19 protein-coding genes are annotated in these 19,371 nt (G+C 68.7%); 11 read left to right on the plus strand and 8 right to left on the minus strand.

Going from position 1 to position 19,371, the window contains the following annotated elements; genetic code table 11:
• Positions 1 to 5 precede the first annotated feature (5 nt).
• The 4 genes from A5709_RS25645 to A5709_RS25660 all read right to left on the minus strand — a co-directional run bounded on the left by A5709_RS25645 (position 6) and on the right by A5709_RS25660 (position 3,636).
• A complete protein-coding gene (locus A5709_RS25645) occupies positions 6 to 329 on the minus strand; it encodes a WXG100 family type VII secretion target (RefSeq protein WP_066953556.1) in 324 nt (107 codons plus the stop codon).
• Positions 330 to 439: 110 nt separating this feature from the next.
• Complete coding sequence (locus A5709_RS25650) at positions 440 to 1,627, minus strand: PPE family protein (RefSeq protein WP_067946478.1); 1,188 nt, start codon at positions 1,625 to 1,627, stop codon at positions 440 to 442.
• A 30-nt stretch (positions 1,628 to 1,657) separates the two neighbouring features.
• Entirely contained in the window at positions 1,658 to 1,963 is a 306-nt protein-coding gene (locus A5709_RS25655) for a PE domain-containing protein (protein ID WP_067946481.1), read from the minus strand.
• 344 nt (positions 1,964 to 2,307) lie between these two features.
• The gene (locus tag A5709_RS25660; RefSeq protein WP_067946482.1) at positions 2,308 to 3,636 is read right to left on the minus strand and encodes a sensor histidine kinase KdpD; all 1,329 of its coding nucleotides are present in this window, start codon (positions 3,634 to 3,636) and stop codon (positions 2,308 to 2,310) included.
• Positions 3,637 to 3,870: 234 nt separating this feature from the next.
• On the opposite strand from A5709_RS25660, the gene A5709_RS25665 reads away from it, so the two are divergent.
• The 5 genes from A5709_RS25665 to ctaD all read left to right on the plus strand — a co-directional run bounded on the left by A5709_RS25665 (position 3,871) and on the right by ctaD (position 9,894).
• Positions 3,871 to 4,473 (plus strand): TetR/AcrR family transcriptional regulator, encoded by a 603-nt coding sequence (locus tag A5709_RS25665; protein ID WP_067946484.1) that lies wholly within the window; start codon positions 3,871 to 3,873, stop codon positions 4,471 to 4,473.
• A 27-nt stretch (positions 4,474 to 4,500) separates the two neighbouring features.
• Positions 4,501 to 5,712 carry an acyl-CoA dehydrogenase family protein gene (locus A5709_RS25670; protein WP_067946487.1) on the plus strand — a complete coding sequence of 404 codons (1,212 nt, stop codon included), beginning with the start codon at positions 4,501 to 4,503 and terminating at the stop codon, positions 5,710 to 5,712.
• A 45-nt stretch (positions 5,713 to 5,757) separates the two neighbouring features.
• On the plus strand, positions 5,758 to 6,975 hold the full coding sequence (locus tag A5709_RS25675; protein ID WP_068123479.1) for a GNAT family N-acetyltransferase: 1,218 nt from the start codon (positions 5,758 to 5,760) through the stop codon (positions 6,973 to 6,975).
• A gap of 21 nt (positions 6,976 to 6,996) precedes the next feature.
• Positions 6,997 to 7,962, plus strand: a complete 966-nt coding sequence (locus A5709_RS25680; RefSeq protein ID WP_068123482.1) for an FAD-binding oxidoreductase — start codon at positions 6,997 to 6,999, stop codon at positions 7,960 to 7,962.
• A gap of 195 nt (positions 7,963 to 8,157) precedes the next feature.
• A complete protein-coding gene (ctaD, locus tag A5709_RS25685) occupies positions 8,158 to 9,894 on the plus strand; it encodes a cytochrome c oxidase subunit I (protein ID WP_067946493.1) in 1,737 nt (578 codons plus the stop codon).
• Between the two features lie 81 nt (positions 9,895 to 9,975).
• Here ctaD and A5709_RS25690 read toward each other — a convergent pair whose 3' ends face one another.
• On the minus strand, positions 9,976 to 10,257 hold the full coding sequence (locus A5709_RS25690; RefSeq protein ID WP_067946495.1) for a hypothetical protein: 282 nt from the start codon (positions 10,255 to 10,257) through the stop codon (positions 9,976 to 9,978).
• Positions 10,258 to 10,508: 251 nt separating this feature from the next.
• On the opposite strand from A5709_RS25690, the gene A5709_RS25695 reads away from it, so the two are divergent.
• Positions 10,509 to 11,681, plus strand: coding sequence for an MFS transporter (locus A5709_RS25695; RefSeq protein WP_068123485.1), 1,173 nt, complete (start codon positions 10,509 to 10,511; stop codon positions 11,679 to 11,681).
• Positions 11,682 to 11,694: 13 nt separating this feature from the next.
• On the opposite strand, the gene A5709_RS25700 is transcribed toward A5709_RS25695, so the two are convergent.
• On the minus strand, positions 11,695 to 12,732 hold the full coding sequence (locus A5709_RS25700; protein WP_067946497.1) for an LLM class F420-dependent oxidoreductase: 1,038 nt from the start codon (positions 12,730 to 12,732) through the stop codon (positions 11,695 to 11,697).
• Positions 12,733 to 12,743: 11 nt separating this feature from the next.
• The gene (locus A5709_RS25705; protein WP_068012120.1) at positions 12,744 to 13,166 is read right to left on the minus strand and encodes a nuclear transport factor 2 family protein; all 423 of its coding nucleotides are present in this window, start codon (positions 13,164 to 13,166) and stop codon (positions 12,744 to 12,746) included.
• 121 nt (positions 13,167 to 13,287) lie between these two features.
• On the opposite strand from A5709_RS25705, the gene A5709_RS25710 reads away from it, so the two are divergent.
• The gene (locus A5709_RS25710; protein ID WP_068123507.1) at positions 13,288 to 13,875 is read left to right on the plus strand and encodes a PadR family transcriptional regulator; all 588 of its coding nucleotides are present in this window, start codon (positions 13,288 to 13,290) and stop codon (positions 13,873 to 13,875) included.
• A 35-nt stretch (positions 13,876 to 13,910) separates the two neighbouring features.
• Here the strand turns inward: A5709_RS25710 and A5709_RS25715 are convergent, their stop codons facing one another.
• Positions 13,911 to 14,630: a CoA pyrophosphatase gene (locus tag A5709_RS25715; RefSeq protein ID WP_068123490.1), complete on the minus strand. Its 720-nt coding sequence runs from the start codon at positions 14,628 to 14,630 to the stop codon at positions 13,911 to 13,913.
• Positions 14,631 to 14,723: 93 nt separating this feature from the next.
• On the opposite strand from A5709_RS25715, the gene A5709_RS25720 reads away from it, so the two are divergent.
• From A5709_RS25720 to A5709_RS25735, 4 genes are read left to right on the plus strand one after another with little or no spacing between them, the layout of a single operon-like run.
• On the plus strand, positions 14,724 to 15,767 hold the full coding sequence (locus A5709_RS25720) for an amidohydrolase family protein (protein WP_068123492.1): 1,044 nt from the start codon (positions 14,724 to 14,726) through the stop codon (positions 15,765 to 15,767).
• Positions 15,768 to 15,808: 41 nt separating this feature from the next.
• Complete coding sequence (locus tag A5709_RS25725) at positions 15,809 to 18,031, plus strand: xanthine dehydrogenase family protein molybdopterin-binding subunit (protein WP_197520236.1); 2,223 nt, start codon at positions 15,809 to 15,811, stop codon at positions 18,029 to 18,031.
• Positions 18,028 to 18,885 (plus strand): xanthine dehydrogenase family protein subunit M, encoded by an 858-nt coding sequence (locus tag A5709_RS25730; protein ID WP_067946505.1) that lies wholly within the window; start codon positions 18,028 to 18,030, stop codon positions 18,883 to 18,885. The genes A5709_RS25725 and A5709_RS25730 overlap by 4 nt, the downstream gene beginning before the upstream one ends.
• Before the next feature lie 4 nt (positions 18,886 to 18,889).
• Complete coding sequence (locus A5709_RS25735) at positions 18,890 to 19,366, plus strand: (2Fe-2S)-binding protein (RefSeq protein ID WP_067946508.1); 477 nt, start codon at positions 18,890 to 18,892, stop codon at positions 19,364 to 19,366.
• Positions 19,367 to 19,371 lie beyond the last annotated feature (5 nt).

The raw sequence follows: 19,371 nt of genomic DNA on the forward strand, positions 1-19,371 counted from the left end.
GGCGGTTAGGAGCCGTGGCCGCCGAATAGCGCGCTGAAGGCGTGTGTGGAATCCGCCTCGTGGTGTTCCATCAAGGCCGCCGCCTGCTTGAGGCCCTCGGCCAGGCGGGTTCCGCCGGACAGGACCTTGTTCAGGTCGTTCTGAATTTCGATAGCCGTCGCGTGGGACGCGGTCACCGCTTCACCAGACCAGGTCGAAGGGTTCATCACGTTTTCGTGATTTGCGATGTAGCCCTGAGCGATTGCGATCGCGTGCTCCATGTTCGCCTGAATGTGGTTGGAAGCGTCGCGAAGCACCTGCGACGATACTTGGATTGTTGAACTGTCCACTTGCGGTTTCTCCTAACTACTGCTGCCCTCCCCCGGGAATTACCTGGGGCATGAAACGAAGTGTATGAGGGCTATTTGGACCTGTCGATTCACCCTTGGCCGGGCCGGCTTCACACTCTGGTGTCGACAACCCGCACCGTCGCGGGCTGTTCCGATTTGTCTCGGGATCCGCGCTCTCCTCCCGCCCCATGCCCCACCGGCATGCCGCCCATTGGTGTGCCGCCGCCGACCGTGGTGGTCTGCGGACGGATGGCCTCGGCCCCCAACGCCCCACTCGGCCGCAACCCGACCGGCCGCCCGCTGCTGACGGGCTCGAACGCGCTGACGGGACGGGTGAAGCTGGTCGCGGGCATACCCGCACCGCCCAGGGATGCGGCCCCGCCGCCGCCCGAGGCGCCTACGGCCGACATCTCCGTCGCCGAGACGGCCGAAACTCCCGGCGCCGCCCCTGCCATGGCGCCGGGGTTGGCGAACATGCCCATCATCGATTGCAGCGGCGACATCATCTGCATCGGCGCCTGCATCATCTGCATGGGCGCCTGCATCGCCTGCGGGACCGCGCCCATCATCGATTGCACCGGCTCCATGAACGATCCGGCCTGGCTCATGAAGTCCTGGCCGCCCGATGCCGCCTGGCCCGCGCCCTGCGTGCCCGTCTGCGCGCCCTGAAGAGCGGAGCGCATGCCGTCTCCGGCCGCGACCTGGGCGGCGGACTGACCGATCGCCGAGGCCGCCTCCGCCGGTGCCGCCGGCGACGCACCCATGGTTGCCAGCGGCGGCGGAATGGCGAGGCTTTGGGTCAGCGCGGTGAGAATCGCCCCGTAGCTGGCGCCGACGGCGGAGTTGTTCGGCCACATCGATCCGAAGTACTCGAGTTCCAGCGACGTGATGCGGGGCGTCAAAGCCCCGAGGACGAGGGGGTTGATGCCGTAGTCGGTGGCGCATTCGGTGCGGTTCTCGATGCATTCGGGCGCGGGGCGCATCGAACCGTACGCCATCTGATACGCCGAGACCGCCGTGGAAACCACGGCCGGCTTGACGTCCACCCACCCGGCCAGCCCGTGCAGCGACGCGTTCAGCGCGGTGGCGTTGGCCGCGGAGGCCAGGGAGCCGGTGCCCACCCAGCTCGCCGACGTGGCCACGGTGTTGATCGTCGAGGCGATGCTCGAGCCGTGATGGGTGGCCGCGAGCGCCGTCCACGCAGCCTGGTTGGCCAGATGGGTGATGACGCCGGCGCCCGCCTTGAGCAACAAATCATTGTCCTCAGGCGTACGCGCGGCCCACCCCGGATCGGCCATGCGTACTTCCCCCTTTGTGCGTCGCTGGTCTCAGGCGCCGATCGCCAACGCCAAGCTACGCATGAGCTCGGTGACGACGTACGTTCCCGACGCGAGGCTCTGCGCGCCGGAGAACAGGCCGCGCTGAGCGGCGTGCTCGGAAACCACTCCGAGATAGCTTCCGCCACATGCGTTCAGCGCCGCCGCAAACATCGCCGAGTCGGGGTCCCCGCCCATCGGCAGGACTCCCAACAGCACCGGCGCGGCCGCCGACGCCGCCGCCTGAGTTTCCGCGCTGATGGCCGCCTCCGCGGACGACGACGCCAGCACTGCTTCCGATTGCACCTGCAGCACCATGATTTCCCTCCGATTGCTCAGCGTCTAAAAGACGGGCTTGGCGCATCAGTCTAGTGGGGTTCGACCGTTCGTGTATTCACTAGCTTTACCTCCGGCCACGGGCAGGAAATTACGCGATTGTTCTGACCGCCGGTATTCCCCTTATAAGTCATCCGTCAAACAACCTCGTATGCCACTGCAGACACAGTGGTCACGAAGTCACCGCCGAAAGCTTCAGTGCGAGCGGGTCATGCGAATGCGTGGCAGGAATGGCGGCGCCTAAAAACGGCCGAATTGTCGTCGACTTAACGAAGAATCGGCCAACTGTTTCCACCCGTTCCCGGGGCCGGAAATTGCGACGGACGTTACGCGGGGCCGCGCCCATCGCCGGCCAGGTTGAGCAACAGCCGGGTCCCCCCGAGCGGGCTGGTTTGCAACGCCGCCGTGCCCCCGTGCAATTCGGCCTGCTGGGCGACCAGCGCCAGACCCAAACCGGATCCCGAACGCGAGGCCGTCGAACCGCGCGCGAAGCGTTCGAACACCGTGGCGCGCTCCGATTCCGGCACACCGGTGCCGTCGTCGTCGATCGCTATTTCCACGCCCTCGCTGGAGCTGCTCACCGTGAGCTGGATCTTGCCGGCGTTGCCGTGCTTGACGGCGTTGGCGATGGCGTTGTCGATCACCAGCCGCAGCCCCGTGGGCAACCCCACCATCAACACGGTCGGCGACGGCACCAGCGACACCTCCACTTCGGGGTAGATGCGCAGGGCGTCGTGTGCGGCCCGGTCCAAGAGTTCGGTGATGTCGAACGGGACGAAATCGTCGACGGTGGTGAGCTCGCCCTGCGCCAGCCGTTCCAGCGCCGTCAGGGTGCCCTCGATGCGGCTCTGGGTCCGAATGACGTCACCGATGACCTCCTGGCGCTGTTCACGCGGCAGGTCGAGGGTGGACAGCACCTCCAGGTTGGTGCGCATCGCCGTCAACGGGGTCCGCAACTCGTGCGAGGCGACTGCCGCGAAGTCGCGGGCCGACTCAAGGGCGGCCTTGGTCCGCTGTTGCTCCTTGCCGATGCGCGCGAGCATCCCCTCGACGGCTTCGGCGATCTCCACGGCCTCGCGCACCCCGCGCACCTGGACCTCGTCGGGGCTGGACTGGGCGTTGATGGCGCGGGCCTGCTGGGCCAGCAGCAGGAACGGGTTGACCATGATCAACGAGATCACCCAGCCGACGACCACCGTGCCGCCAATGACGCTGGCACAGATCAACAGCACCCGCAGGTGCAGCTCGTTGATCCGGTGTTGGGCCTCGGCCAACGGCGCGGCCAGCGCGATCGAGGCGGGCCCCGCAGAGAAGGTACGGACGCGGTATTGCACCCCGTTGATGGTGGTGTTCGCGTACCCGTTGGGCAGCTTGGGCAGCACGATATTGCCGGGCGCCGAGACGGTCTCGTCTCCGATCCGTGCGGTGCGCACCAGGTTGCCGTCCGGCATGGGCTGGTCGGGGCTGGCGTGCTCCACGTTGTGCAGCAGTGAATTGATGTCGCCGAGGCTGCTGACCGAGTCGAGCCGGCGGTCGAGCTGGCTGTATTGATCGTTGGTGACACCGACCCACACCCAGGTGCCCAGCAGCACCACGAGGGTGATCACCGACACCGCCGCGACGACGACGATGGTGCGCAGCGACAACACTCGCATCGGCAGATCTACGTGCGGTAACACGCGAATGTCAGGCTCCTCTTGTGCAGCTCGCCGCGCCGGGACGGCGACGGTGTCGACCACCTGACCACAACCTTCACACCGAGATCGATTCGCCGCGCTCAGGCCTCGTGGCGTTTCGCAGAGAATCTAGCGCCAATCTTCGGCCCGGCGTCCCGCGGCTGCGACTGGGGTCATTTTGCCCCTGGAGTAGTGAGTGAGTACTCTCTCACCATGCTCGCCTCCGGACGCGATCGGCTGCTGGCCGAGGCGCTGAAGCTCTTCGCCGCCAAGGGCTACGCGGCGACGTCGGTGGCCGACATCCAGCGGGCATCGGGTCTGGCGCCGGGATCGGGTGCGTTGTACAAGCACTTCGGCTCCAAGCGCGAGCTGCTCGAGGCCGCCGTCGCGCACCGGATCGACAGCATCGTGGCGGCACGCGAGCAGTACGACGCCGGGCAGCCCGGCGGCGTCGAGCAGGCGGTGCGCACAGCCGGCCAGCTGATCTGGAGCAACCTCAAGGAAAGCGAGGACCTGCTCAAGGTCATGTTGCGGGAACCCGACGAGCTCGGCGATCTCGACGAGAAGACCTGGCAGGTCATCACCGACAACGCCTATCAGCGCTTCGCCGACGAACTGGCCGCGTCGAACCGGTCGGGCCGCACCCGCATCCCCGATCCGGAGGCGGCCGCCGCCGTCGCCATCGGGTCGTTGTCCTATGCCGCAACGCTGCAGGCGCTGACCGGCCGCCTGCCGGGAAACATCGACGAGGAGCGGTACTTCGAGGCGTGGGTCAGCCAGACCGTCAGCGTCCTCGCCCAATACGGAAACCGTTGAGAGCACAGATAATTCAGGAGTGAAGCCGTGACTTTTTCATTGCAGCTGACCGACGACGTGATCGAGGTGCGCGACTGGGTGCACAAGTTCGCCGCCGACGTCATCCGCCCCGCCGCCTCGGAGTGGGACGAACGGGAGGAAACCCCGTGGCCGGTGATCCAGGAGGCCGCGAAGGTGGGCCTGTACTCTCCCGACTTCTTCGCGCAGCAGGCGGCCGAGCCCACCGGGCTGGGCATGCTCACCGCATTCGAGGAGATGTTCTGGGGCGACGCCGGCATCGCGCTGTCCATCATGGGCACCGGCCTGGCCGCGGCGGCCCTGGCGGGCAACGGAACTCCCGAACAGCTGGGCCGCTGGCTGCCCGAGATGTTCGGTACGGCCGACGAGCCGAAGCTGGGCGCGTTCTGCTCGTCCGAGCCCGACGCGGGTTCCGACGTCGGCGCCATTCGCACCCGGGCCCGCTACGACGAGGCCGCCGGGGAGTGGGTCCTCAACGGCACCAAGACGTGGGCGACCAACGGCGGCATCGCCAACGTGCACATCGTCGTGGCATCGGTCTACCCCGAGCTCGGCACCCGCGGCCAGGCCACCTTCGTCGTCCCCGCGGGGGTCAACGGGCTGGCGCAGGGACAGAAGTTCAAGAAGCACGGGATTCGGGCGTCCCACACCGCCGAGGTGGTGCTGGACAACGTGCGGCTTCCCGAAGACCACATCCTCGGTGGGCGGGAGAAGTTCGAGGCGCGGATCGCCCGCGTCAAGTCGGGCGCCTCGGCGCGGAGCCAGGCGGCGATGAAGACCTTCGAGCGCACCCGGCCCACGGTCGGCGCGATGGCGGTCGGCGTCGCCCGGGCCGCGTACGAGTACGCCCTCGACTATGCCTGCCAGCGTGAGCAATTCGGCCGCAAGATCGGTGAATTCCAGGCGGTGGCGTTCAAGCTGGCCGACATGAAGAGCCGCATCGACGCCGCCCGTCTGCTGGTATGGCGGGCCGGGTGGATGGCGCGCAACAACCAATCGTTCGACGCGGCGGAGGGGTCGATGGCCAAACTGGTGGCCAGTGAAACGGCCGTCTACGTCACCGACGAGGCGATCCAGATCCTGGGCGGCAACGGCTACACCCGCGACTATCCCGTCGAGCGGATGCACCGCGACGCCAAGATCTTCACCATCTTCGAGGGCACCAGCGAGATCCAGCGCCTGGTGATCTCGCGGGCATTGACCGGCTTGCAGATTCGTTAGCGGCCCGCGGTCCAGGCCGCGGCGCGCACGCGACATGATGGCCGGATGACCACCGAGATCCGGGTCCTCGACAGCGAGGACGAGCTTCTGGCGGCCGCCAACGTGTTTCGCGTCGCCATGATCGGCTTCCCGCCGCTGCCGGACCTGCCACCCGGCCGCATCGCCGGGCTGCTCGAACCCGGCCGCACCGTCGGCGCTTTCGCCGACGGTCAACTGGTCGGCACCGCGGACGCGGTGACGAGTCGGATGACGCTCCCGGGCGGCGCGCTGGTGGGGCACGCCGCCGTCACGCATATCGGGGTGCTGCCGTCATTCACCCGGCGGGGGATCGCCACGGAGCTGATCCGTCATCAGTTGGGGGACTTCGCGGCCCGCGGTGAAGTGGTCGCGTCGCTGCGGGCGTCGGAGGCGACGATCTATGGCCGGTACGGATACGGTGTCGCCAGTACGTCGCAGACCGTCGAGGTGCACACCGCACGGGCGGCGCTGCGGCGCGACGTCGGGGGCGGCGGTCCGGTTCGGTTGATCGACGCCGCGCAAGCATGGGAGCTGTTGCCCCGCATCTATGCCGAGCATCGCCCGTCGCGTCCGGGGACCATCGACCGGCCGGACGTCTGGTGGCAAAGCCTGCGGCTGCGCACCGAGTCGTCACCACAGCCCTCGTACGTCGCGGTGCACGGTGCGCCGGGAGCCGAATCGGGGTTCGCCCGCTACCGTCCCATCGACACCGAGCGGTGGTTCGTCAGCGACCAGCGCACCATCGCCGTCGAGGACTTCTTCGCGCCCACCCCGCAGGCCTACCTCGGACTGCTGCGGTTCCTGCTCGGCCTGGACCTCATTGACCGCGTGGTGTTTTGGATGCTGCCGCTCGACGACCCGCTGCCCTGGCTACTGACCGACCGGCGGGCAGCGCGGGTCACCGCGGTGCACGACGAGACGTGGCTGCGGGTCCTCGATGCGCCGCGGGCGCTGGCGGCACGCCACTACAGCGGCGACGGTGCCGTCAACATCGCGGTGAAAGACCCCATGGTGCCGGACAATTCGCGTTGTTTCAGCGTGACCAGCGGCGGCGCCGAACCGACCGAACGGCGGGCGCAGCTGGAGGTCGACGTCGAGGGGCTGGCCGGCGTCCTGCTCGGCGGCACGAGCTGGCGCGACCTCGCCATCGCCGGTTTGGCCCGTGCCGACGACCCGTCGGCAATTGCGGTGGCCGACCGGCTGTTCGCGGTGCCGGACGCGCCCCACGCCGGGTTCTTCTTCTAGCCGCGTGGGTATGCCGATCGCGTGATCGTCATCGTCGGCGCGGGGGTCTGCGGGCTGGCCGCCGCCTACGAGCTGGCGCGGCGTGGCGAGCGGGCGCTCGTGCTGGAGCGCGGCCGGCCGTTCGGCGAGCAGTCCACGGGACTTGCCCGCATCTTCCGGACCGCCCACCGGCGCCCCGAGCTGTGCCGCCTCGCCTTGCAAGCCCGCACCGGTTGGCAGCGCTGGGAAGCCGAGCTCGGCGCGGGCCGGCTGCTGGGCCCGGAGGGGTTCATCGCCGCCGGCTCCTGCGACGAGATCGCGGTCGCGATGACTGAGGCCGGCGCGAAGTTCCGCTGGGCGGACGCCGCCGAGATCGCCACGCGGATCCCATTCGCAGCCCCGCCGTGGGAGGCCGGTGTGCTCGATCCGCTCGGCGGCAGCCTGCGTGTCCGCCGCGCACTGTCCGCGTTGGCGCGGCGGGTCGAAATCCGGCGCGGAGACGTCGTGTCGGTCGCCGACGACGGCAAGGTGATCCTCGCCGACGGGACGGTGCTGCGGGCCGAGCGGGTGCTGATCTGCGCCGGGGTGCGGACGGCGGAACTCTTCGGCCCGCTCGGCATGCACTTCGTCCCGCACACTCGGTTCTCCTACGAGGGCGCCGATGCGACCGGCTCGGCGTGCCTGTCGGCGCCCGAGGGTTACGGTCTGCCGCTGGGCAGGACCGGCCGGTGGGCTTTCGGGCAGGAGGTGCCGGACCCTGCGACGGTGCGCGCGCTGTTCCCGGCGCTTTACCCGGTGGGCCGCGTGGACTGCGTGACGATCCGCGCGCCGTGGCTCGACTCGGGCGGCGACGGCTGGACCGTGGCGCGCCGCGGCCGCGTCGTCGCGTTCGTCGGCGCCAACCTGATGAAATTCGGTCCGCTGCTGGGTGAACTGCTCGCTCAGGCCGTCCGGCAGGACGAGCTGCCCAATTCGCTGCAGAGCGTGTCGGATTGGCGCGCCGATTGATGTTCGCCGCTCATCGGTCGGCGGACAACACCCCCCTTCGGGTCGCGACGGTGCCGCAGACCTTGGAAAGGCTCCCCTTCCCGCGCCGCGTCGCACGAAATCCGCGCGAATTTAGGGACGTTTGACCCTAGGTCGGCTCGCCGCTGCCTCGAAATACTTGGGCGGCTTGATCGCTGGGCCCCGTGGAGGTAATCGATGACGGCTGAAGCACCGCCGGTCAGCGGCCTGGAAGCCCGCCGGCCGTTTCCCGCGCGAACGGGCCCCAAGGGCAACCTGATCTACAAAATCATCAGCACCACCGACCACAAGATGATCGGCATCATGTACATGGTCGCCTGTTTCATCTTCTTCTTCATCGGCGGCCTGATGGCACTGCTCTTGCGCCTCGAGCTGGCACGGCCCGGGCTGCAATTCCTCTCCAACGAGCAGTACAACCAGCTGTTCACCATGCACGGCACGGCGATGTTGCTGTTCTACGCGACTCCCATCGTTTTCGGATTCGCCAACCTCGTGCTGCCCTTGCAGATCGGCGCGCCCGACGTCGCATTCCCACGGCTGAACGCGCTGTCGTTCTGGCTCTTCATCTGCGGAGCGCTGATCGCGTTGGGCGGCTTCATCGTTCCCGGCGGTGCGGCCGATTTCGGCTGGACCGCCTACACGCCGCTCTCCGATGCCGTGCACAGCCCCGGCGTGGGCGGCGACTTGTGGATTCTGGGGGTGGGTGTCGGGGGTCTGGGCACCATTCTGGGCGCGGTCAACATGATCACCACCGTGGTGTGCCTGCGGGCCCCGGGCATGACGATGTTCCGGATGCCCATCTTCACTTGGAACATTCTGGTGACCAGTGTTCTTGTCCTGGTGGTCTTCCCGCTCCTGACCGCCGCACTGTTCGGATTGGAGGCCGACCGCCGCATCGGCGCGCACATCTACGACGCGTCCAACGGCGGGGTCATCCTGTTTCAGCATTTGTTCTGGTTCTTCGGGCACCCCGAGGTGTACGTCATCGCGCTGCCGTTCTTCGGCATCATCTCCGAGATCATCCCGGTCTTCTCGCGCAAGCCGCTGTTCGGTTACACGACACTGGTTTACGCGACGCTGGCCATCGCGGCATTGTCGGTCGCGGTATGGGCCCACCACATGTACGCCACCGGAGCCGTTCTGCTGCCCTTCTTCTCATTCATGACGTTCCTGATCGCCGTCCCCACCGGCATCAAGTTCTTCAACTGGATCGGCACGATGTGGAAGGGGCAACTCACCTTTGAGACCCCGATGCTGTTCTCCGTGGGCTTCCTGGTGACCTTCCTGCTGGGCGGCCTGACGGGGGTGATGCTGGCCAGCCCGCCGCTGGACTTCCACATCAGTGACACCTACTTCGTTGTGGCGCACTTTCATTACACACTCTTCGGCACCATCGTGTTCGCCACGTACGCCGGCATCTACTTCTGGTTCCCCAAGATGACGGGCCGGCTGCTCGACGAGCGGCTGGGCAAGCTGCAATTCTGGTTGACCTTCATCGGCTTCCACACCACGTTCCTGGTCCAGCATTGGCTGGGCACTTCGGGTATGCCGCGCCGCTACGCCGACTACCTGCCCACCGACGGGTTCGCGACGCTCAACTTCGTCTCCACCATCGGGGCGTTCATCCTTGCCGTCTCGGTTCTGCCGTTCGTGTGGAACGTGTTCAAGAGCTGGCGCTACGGCGAACCGGTCCTGGTGGACGACCCCTGGGGCCACGGCAACTCGCTGGAGTGGGCGACCAGTTGCCCGCCGCCGCGGCACAACTTCACCGAACTGCCCCGGATCCGTTCGGAGCGACCGGCTTTCGAGCTGCACTACCCGCACATGGTGGAGCGGATGCGGGCCGAGGCACACGCGGGACGCCGAGAACTCGTGAGTGCGGCGGCCGACGCAGACGCCGCCGACAAACACTAGTTTCGCCGGCGCCACCTGCGCTTCCCCATCGCGCCAGTGCGGCGCGCGTTCCGAAGGTGCGGCTCACCGCCGCAGTGACCGTCAGCCGTGGGGCGCGTCGGAGATCTTGGTGTCCGGCTTGCCCAACGTCTGGCAGTACGTCAGCGCCGACAGTCGGGTGGCCGAGATCTCAGCGTTGGCGGGGTCCGTGCCGTTCTTGTCCTTCAGCATCTTGCTGACCTCGTCGTTCTGCTTCTTCTCGTCCTGAGAGGTGAAGTCCTTGCACTTGGTGTCGCCGCCGGTGTTGATGACCTGTGAGGCCGAACACGCGCTGGACAGCAGCACGGCGGCGATCGCGAACGTGGCGGCCGCAATTTGCTTCATCGTTTGCCTTCCTGGAGCCGAGTAGTGGTATCAGTACACCAAATCGACCGATTTGAAACCCCGCCGTGCGATTGCGCCGGTGAATCAGCCGTTTGCGCAGCGTGCATCTCGCTGCCGAACGGGAATAACTGCCACGTCCGCGTCGTCGTTTAGGTTTCGTCGGTCCCCACCGCGCCGGGACCCGAGGGGAGGAACGTCCGGTGTCCGGGTCCAACGGGTCAACTCCGCCGTCGGCTTTGGCCACGCTGGACATGGGTGACGGCCCGGCTCCGGTCCGGAGCGCGTTCGCCGCCGTCCTGGTGTTGTTGCTGTCCATCGGCTGGGTGGCCAACCACTTCGTCGCGTTGATGCCCTTGCTCAGCGTTCGGCAGCACCTCAGCTCGGCCACCCTGGATGCGATCTTCGGCATCTACGCGCTGGGCTTGCTGCCCGGTCTGATTGTCGGCGGACGCGCCTCGGATGCCTTCGGGCGTCGGTCGGTGGCACTGGCGGGGACGGCTACCGCCGTGGCGGGGACGGTGGCCATGTTCTATTCGCAGCAGTACGACGTTCTGCTGCTGGGACGCCTGGTAGTCGGGCTCGGGGTCGGGCTGGCCATGAGTTCCTGCACCGCGTGGGCCTCGGACCTGAAAGGCCCCGCCGGCGCGGCCGCCGCGGGCGCGGCGTTGATGGCCGGCTTCGCGATCGGCCCGTTCGCGGGAGCGTTGATCGCCGGCGCGGGTCCGGTCGGCGTCCGGCTGTCGTTCGGGATCGCGGCCGCCGTCGGAGTGGCCGCGATGGCCGTCGCGATCGTCGTCGCGGGGCGAGGGGGGACCACGGAGCCGGAAACCACCCAGGTTTGGGAGCCGTCGAGCGGCGGCGGGCGGGGTGCGGCGCGGGCGTTGAGTTGGGCGATGCCGCTGGCGCCGTGGGTATTCGCTTCGGCGACACTCGGATTCATCGCGATCCCCAGCCGCGTGCACACCGGGCTCGCGGCTCCGATGGCCGCCGGCCTGGCCACGCTGCTGGTCAACGGGGTCAGCGGGCTTATCCAAGTGCTCGCCCGCGCGCGCCGGTGGGGGCCGCAGGCCGGCACCGCCGGTGCGGTGCTCGCCGCGCTCGGCTACGCGGTCACCGCGCTGGCCCCGCCGGCCATGTCGCCGGCGCTCGGTCTGCCACTGTTCCTGGTGCTGGGCAGCGCCTCCGGTCTGTGTCTGCGCGAGGGCTTGATCGACCTGGAGGCCGCGGCGCCAAAACGCTTGCGCGGCGCGCTCGTTGGCGCGTTCTACGTGGTGACGTACATCGGTTTCGGCCTGCCGCTGATTCTGACGACGGTCGGGTCGACTGTTTCGACGGCCATCCTCGCCGTGATGGCGGCGCTGGCGCTGCTGACGGCCGTGACTCGAGCGGTTCGACTCCGCCGAGGCGCCCACCGCCAGGGCTGACGAGGCCCGACGGTCAGACGAGTTCGCGCAGCGTCTCGATCAGCTTGATCCGCTCGGCGGTTGTGGACGCGATGGGCGAGACATTGAGCGTGGTAACCCCGGCCTCCCGGAACGCGGCCACGCGGTCCTTGACGAATTCGCGGCTGCCGATGAGGTTCACGTCCCGCACGAGTTCGTCGGGGACGACCTTGGCGGCGCCGTCCTTGTCCCCGGCGAGGTAGAGCTCTTGAATCCGATCGGCCTGCGGGCCGTAGCCGTACTTGGTCGCCAGGGCGTGGTAGAAGTTCTTGCCCTTGGCGCCCATTCCGCCGATGTAGAGGGCGAGGTGGGGTTTGACGAATTCCCTTAGCGGTTCCACGTTTTCGCCGATGGCCAGCACCGGTCCGGCGTAGATGTCTAGGTCACCCAGACTGGGGTCGCGCTTGGCCCGGCCGGCGGCCAGCGCCTCTCCCCACACCTGCGACGCCTTCTCGGGCAGGTAGAAGATCGGCTGCCAGCCCTCGGCGATCTCGGCCGCCAGCTCGACGTTCTTGGGTCCCAGCGCCGCCACCAGGATCGGAATACGTTCCCGCACGGGCTTATTGATCAGCTTGAGCGGCTTGCCAAGCCCAGTGCCCTGCCCGGCGGGCAGCGGGATCGTGTAGTACCTGCCCTGGTGTGTGAGCGTCTCGCGCCGCCACACCTGGCGGCAGATGTCGATCACCTCGCGGGTCCGGGCGATCGGCGCGTCGTACGGGACACCGTGGAAGCCCTCGATGACCTGTGGGCCCGAAGCTCCCAGGCCCAGCGTGAACCGACCGTCGGAGACGTAGTCCAGGCCGGCCGCGGTCATCGCGGTCAGCGTCGGCGTTCTGGTGTAGAGCTGCAGGATCCCCGAGGCCAGCCCGACCCGGTCGGTGCTGGCGGCCAGGTAGCCCAGCGCGCTCACCGCGTCGAACGAATACGCCTCGGGGACAAAGACAATGTCGAGTCCGGCGCGCTCGAGGTCGGCCACTTCGGCCGCCACGTCCTTGAAACCGCCCGCGTAGTTGATGCCCAATCCGATTCGCATGCTCGCTACTCCTACGCGGTGGTGAACTCGTCGGCCAGCTCGAGCGCCTCCTGCTGGATTCGGTCGAACTGGGCGCCCATCGCCTCCGACAGCGCCTTCGCGCCGGATAGCGGTCGCACCATCACCACGAAATCGTCGATGAGGCCGTCGTCGTTGAAGTGCAGGAAGTCGCAACCGGTGATCTTGACCCCCGGCGCTCCGGCGATCCCGGTCTCGAACACGAACGCATGGTCGCGACCGCCCCCGTCGTGGATCTCACGGACGTAGCGGAAGTCCTCGAAGACACGCATGACGCCGCGCAGGATCGCGGCGGTGATCGGCTTGCCGACGTACGGCTTGAACGCCACCGGGCTGGTGAACACCACGTCGTCGGCAAGCAGGGCCTGGATGCCCTTCTCGTCGCGTTCTTCGACCGCCTTGCGGAACGGATGCATCCGACACCTCGCCTAGTGAATTCGTTTCAGGAGTGCCGTTGACGCTATGCCGAAGGCCCCGGCATGTCCATAGTGCGATTAATCACTTTGTTGATTACTCATCGCGTTGTAGCCTGTGTCGATGTCGCTGCGGGATGCGGTATTGGCGGCCCTCCTCGAGGGGGAGTCATCCGGATACGACCTGGCCAAAGAATTCGACGCCTCGGTCGCGAACTTCTGGATGGCCACGCCGCAGCAGCTGTACCGCGAGCTCGACCGGCTCGCCGAGCAAGGTCTCATCGCGGCGCGGGTGGTGCACCAGGAGCGGCGGCCCAACAAGCGCCTGTTCTCGCTGACCGGTGCCGGCCGCGAGGCGATCCAGGAGTTCACCGCGCGGCCGCCCAAGCCGTCGGTGATCCGCGATGAACTGCTCATCAAGGTCCAAGCCGCAGACGCCGGCGACACGCGGGCGGTGCGTGAGTCCATCGTCGAACGACTGCAATGGGCGACGGCCAAACTGCAACGCTACGAACGGTTGCGCGCGCGCATGCTCGACGGCTGCGACGAGGAGGACTTCCTGGCCCATGCCCAGCGAATCGGTCCCTACTTGACGCTGCTGCGCGGAATCGCGTTCGAGGAGGAGAACATTCGGTGGGCCGAGCGCGCGCTGTCCGCCGTCGACCGCCGCCTGTCGGCGCCGGCGAGGAAGACGAGAACCCGCCGTCGGTGAGCCGGCACGCTTGCCCGGGGGTCGTCCACCGACCGCTACCGCCAGGCGAAGACCGGTTGTTCGAGCCCGCCCACCGGGTCGTGACGGCCTTCCAGACACCACCACCGCAGCTGCAGCAGCACGGCGCCGGTCGGGGCGTGAATCAGGTCGTTTCCCAGCGGAATCTGCACCACCGGGCGGGGGCTCTCCGGGATCGTGATGAACCGCGGAGAATCGTCGCGTTGCAACTGGTGTAGACCCACCCGGTACACCGCCACCACCTCGTCGGGCGCCGGCCGGGGATCGAGCCGGCCGCCGCCCCAGATCACCACCGGGGTGATCACGTACCCGGACCGGGTGGGGTAGTCGTCCAGGAGCCCCAGCACGGCCGACTCGGGCAGGCTGATGCCGACTTCCTCGTGCAGTTCCCGCAATGCCGCGTCGACGGCGGTCTCTCCCGGGTCGAGCCGCCCGCCGGGCAGCGCCCACTGCGCAGCGTGCGAGGTGAGGCGGGATGCCCTGCGGCACAACAGGAATGCCGCGCCCCCGGAAACATCGACCATCCGGCCGTCGAGGCCGGCCCCGGGCAAGGGACGGTCACCGTTCCACTCGTCCACGGGCGCCGGGTCGACCCGGTCCTCGCCCAGGGCCGAGTCGACCAGCACCACGGCGACCGCCGCGTGCCGCTTTGTCGGGTCGGTCACCTCGCGACGCTCATGGTCCGCCAGGTGGCCCCGAATCCGCTCACACAGCGCATCGTCGTACGGGATGGTCACGGATTCGAGACTATGCGGGGGCCGCCCGCGCCGGGTACCCGGTGAACGCCGAGCGCCCCGGTCTCGTGGGTGTCCATGGATGGGAGGAGACGGATGAAGGTCATCGGTATCGAGGAGCACTACAGGTTTGCGGCCATAGCCGAAGAGCACCACAACCAGGGGCTGGATCCGGCGACCGAACTGCTGATGCACGCGGGCTACGGCTCCCCCGGAGCGGACGGGGAGTGGCCGCCGGGAATCAACGACCTGGGCGAAGGCCGGCTCGCCGCGATGGACGCCGCGGGCATCGACGTGCAGATCCTCTCGCACTCCGTCCCGGGCCCCGAGACGCTGGAACCAGCGGTGGCGGCCGAGTTGGCGCGGCGGGCCAACGAGGAGGTGGCGGCCGCGATCGCCAGGCACCCGGATCGGTTCCGCGGTTTCGCCACCCTGCCGATGCGCGACCCGGCGGCGGCCGCCGCCGAGCTCGAACGCACCGTCCGCGACCACGGCTTCGTGGGCGCCCTGATCAACGGTCACGTCAACGGCCGCTACCTCGACGACACCTTCTTCTGGCCGGTCTTCGAATCCGCCGAATCACTCGGCGTGCCAATCTTTTTGCATCCCACCCTGCCGCCCCTGCCGGTCATCGACGCCTACTACGCCGGCTTCGATCGGAAAATAACGGCACGGTTGGCGGCCGCCGGGGTCGGCTGGCACATCGACACCGGGTTGCATTGCCTACGACTGATCCTCGGCGGCGTGTTCGACCGGTTCCCCCAGTTGCAGGTCATTGTGGGTCACCACTTCGAGGCGCTGAGCTGGATGGGATGGCGGACCGACTATTCATTTCCGCCGGCCGAGACGGGCCTCAAGCGCACCGTGAAGGAGTACCTGCGGGAGAACTTCTACGGCGGCATCCTCGCCGGCGACTTCTTCAGCCAGCGGCCCGGCGCGATGGATCCCAGTTGGAGCCTGTCGTTCAACGCCTACCTGGCGATGGTCAACGTCATCGGGATCGACCGCGTCGTCTTCACCGCCGACTATCCCTATGGAAACATCAAGGCGTGCCGGGAGTTTCTCGATCGGATGCCGATCAGCCAGGCCGATCGAGAGAAGATCGCCCACCGCAACGCCGAGCGCCTGCTGAGGCTTTGAGCCCCGGGGTGATTCGTTTGTCACGCCCGGTACATGGGTAAATGGGCCGGATGATTGGTGCGCGGCTGCAACGCCGTGAGGATTCGCGGCTGGTGCGCGGAGCGGGTGGCTACGTCGGTGACCTGCGCCTCCCCGGATGCCTGGATGCCGCCTTCGTGCGCAGCGGCGTCGCCCACGGGGAGCTGCGCGCGGTGGACGTGGTGACGGCCCGGTCGTTGCCGGGGGTGGCCGCCGCGTGGTCGCACACCGACCTTCCGTTCCTGCCCGACACCCCCCCGATGCTGGACCCGGGGTCCGTGGAGGGCCGGCCATGGCCGGCGCTGGCCACCGAGCGGGTGCGCTACGTCGGGGAGCCGGTGGCGATCGTCGTCGCCGACGATCGGTATCTGGCCGAGGACGCCCGAGACGCGGTGCGTGTCGACATCGCGCCGCTGCCCGTCCTGCTCGACCCGACCGAGGCGGCCGCCAGCGACGTGCAGTTGTTCCCGGGCAAGGGAAATGCCGCCACCGACAAGGAGTTTGGCGATCGCATCGACGAGTCTGTTTGGCGGAACGCGGCCGTGGTGGTGACCGCCGGTTATCGCCAACAACTGGTCTCGCACATGTTCATGGAGCCACGGGCGATTGTGGTGCGCCCGGAGCCGGGCGGCGGGCTGACGGTTTGGGTTTCGCATCAGACGCCGCACCGTCTGCGCCGCGACCTGGCCGCCGGGTTCGGGCTGCGGCCGGAGCAGGTCCGTGTCATCGTGCCGGACGTCGGCGGCGCGTTCGGCGGCAAAAGTGAGACGTGGCCCGAGTACCTGGCGGTGGTCGCGGCGGCCCGGCGGCTGGGCCGGCCGGTGCGCTGGCTGGAGGACCGTGCCGAGTCGCTGACGGGTGCGCCGCACGGGCGGGGGCAGAACCAGCGGGTCCGCATGGCGGCCAGCGCCGAAGGGCGCATCCTCGCCTACGAGCTGCACGTCGACGCCGACGTGGGCGGCTACCCGCACACCGGCTCGTTCGTACCGACGGCGACGGCGCTGATGGCCACCGGCGCCTACGCGATTCCGCACGTGCACGTGCGGGCCCGCGCCGTGGTCACCAACACCGCGCCCACCAGCCCGTACCGCGGCGCCGGCCGCCCCGAGGCGGCGTCGGCGATCGAGCGGACGGTCGAGTTGCTGGCCCGGCGGCTCGGCATGGATCCGGTCGAGCTGCGGCGGTGCAATTTCATTGCCCCCGAGGCGTTTCCGTATGCCGCCCCGACCGGGTACACCTACGACAGCGGTGACTACGCCGCCGCCCTGGACCTGGCCGTGCGCGAGGTCGACTACCACGGGTGGCGCGCCGAGCAGGCCCGCCGCCGCGCCGCCGGTGAGCCGCCGATCGGCATCGGGCTGTGCACTTACGTCGAACGTTCCGGGGCGGGTGACGAATTCGGCGCGGTCGAAGCTTGCCCGGACGGCACGTTTGTGGCGCTGTCCGGCTGCTGCTCGACGGGCCAGGGCCATGAAACCTCCTTCCCGCAGGTGGTCGCCGCGGTGCTCGACGTGGACGCGGAGCGGGTGCGGCTGGTCGAGGGGGACACCGCCGTGATCCCCCAGGGCATCGGCTCATTCGCCAGCCGGTCGATGCAGACGGGCGGCGCCGCGTTGCACCGGGCGGCCGGCAAGTTGATCGAGACCGCCCGGCAGCGCATGGCGGAAATCCGCGCCGTCCCGGCCGCCGACGTGGAATACCGCAAGGGCGAGGTGCACGCCGGCGGCCACGCGATGAGTCTGGCCGACCTGGCCGCGGAGGGACAATTGCGCGCCGACGAGATATTCGCGCCGCCGGAAGGGTTTCCGTTCGGCGCGTACATCGCCGTGGTCGAGGTCGACACCGAGCTTTGGGAGATCGCCGTGCTGAAGGTCGTCGCCGTGGACGACTACGGCGTCGTGGTGAATCCGTTGATCGTCGACGGGCAGGGTTACGGCTCGACGGTGCAGGGGCTCGGGCAGGCCATGTGCGAGGAAGTGCGCTACGACCCGGACGGTCGCCCGGCCACGGTCAGCCTGCTCGACTACCTGATCCCGACCATCTCGGAGCTGCCGCCGCTGCGGTTCGCGGAGACCTGCACGCCCAACCCGAACACACCGCTGGGCGCGAAGGGCGCCGGCGAGGCGGGCTGCATCGGAACGCCCCCCGCAATCGTCAACGCCGTCGTCGACGCGCTCGGAATCGACGACCCCTCCCGACTGCAGATGCCGCTCACCGCGTACAACTGCTGGCGGGCCACCCGATGAAACCCGCGCCGTTCGACTACGTCGCCGCGCGCAGCGTAGACGAAGCCGTGGCCGCGCTCGCCGACGGCGATGCGCACGTTTTGGCCGGCGGGCAAAGCCTGGTGCTGGAGATGAATTTCCGCGCCATCCGGCCCCGGCGGCTGGTCGACATCAACGGCGTCGCGGGTTTCGACCGCATGACGCGCGACGGCGCGGTGCTGCGGGTCGGCCCGCTGGTCAGGCACCGTGCGTTCGAATCCGGTTGCGCGCCAGGGCCACTGGGTGAGCTGTTGGGCCGCGTCGCCCACCACATCGCCCACCCTCCGATCCGCGCCAGGGGCACGATGCTGGGCAGCCTCGCGTACGCCCACCCGGCGGCGGAGTGGCCGACGATCGCGGTGGCGCTGGGGGCCGAAGTCGACCTGCTCGGCTCGGGCGGGCGGCGCACGGTGCGCGCGGAGGATTTCTTCACCGGCCCGTTCACCACGGTCCGGCGCCCCGACGAACTGCTCGCCGAGGTGCGCCTGCCCCTGCTGCCGGACGGCACCGCCGTCGGCTTCGTCGAACATCGGCGCACCCACGCCAGCTTCGCCGAACTCGCGGTGGCGGTGGCCGTGACCGTCGCGGACGGCCGCGTCGCATCCGCCTCGGTGGGACTGGTCAACGCGGCGGACCGACCGCTGCGCGCGGCCGCGGCCGAGGCCGCGTTGATCGGGCGTCCGTTCGACGACTCCGCCATCGCCGCCGCCGCGCGCGCCGCCGCCGAGGAGGACGCCGCGCCGATCCCCCAGCCGCACGCGGACATCGGATACCAACGGCACGCGGTGGGCGTGCTCACCCGCCGCGCCCTCGTCCAGGCCCGAGCCCGAGGATGATGCCGTGCACATCGAGTTGACGGTCAACGGGCGCCAGTACGTCATTGACGTGCCGCCGCGTCGCACGCTCGCCGACGCCCTGCGCGAGGACTGCGGGCTGACCGGCACCCACCTCGGCTGCGAACACGGCGTCTGCGGGGCCTGCACGGTGTTGGTCGACGGCGACGCTGTGCGCTCCTGCCTGATGTTCGCCGTTCAGTGCGGCGGGCGCGAGATCCGCACGGTGGAGGGTCTCGCCGCACCGGATGGCACCGATCACCCGTTGCAGCAAGCGTTTTCGGCCGAGCACGCGTTGCAGTGCGGTTTCTGCACTCCGGGTTTCCTGATGCTGGCGGCGGGTGCGCTGGACGCCGACCCCGGCATCGTCGACGACGCGGAGCGGCTGCGGGAGCTGCTAACTTCCAATCTCTGCCGCTGCACCGGGTACGAGGCGATCCGGCGTGCCGTCGTCAGGGCCGCCCGAAGCGGCGAGTGTGGTTAACTGCG

This window comes from Mycobacterium sp. E1386 (assembly GCF_001672745.1).
GTDB lineage: Bacteria > Actinomycetota > Actinomycetes > Mycobacteriales > Mycobacteriaceae > Mycobacterium.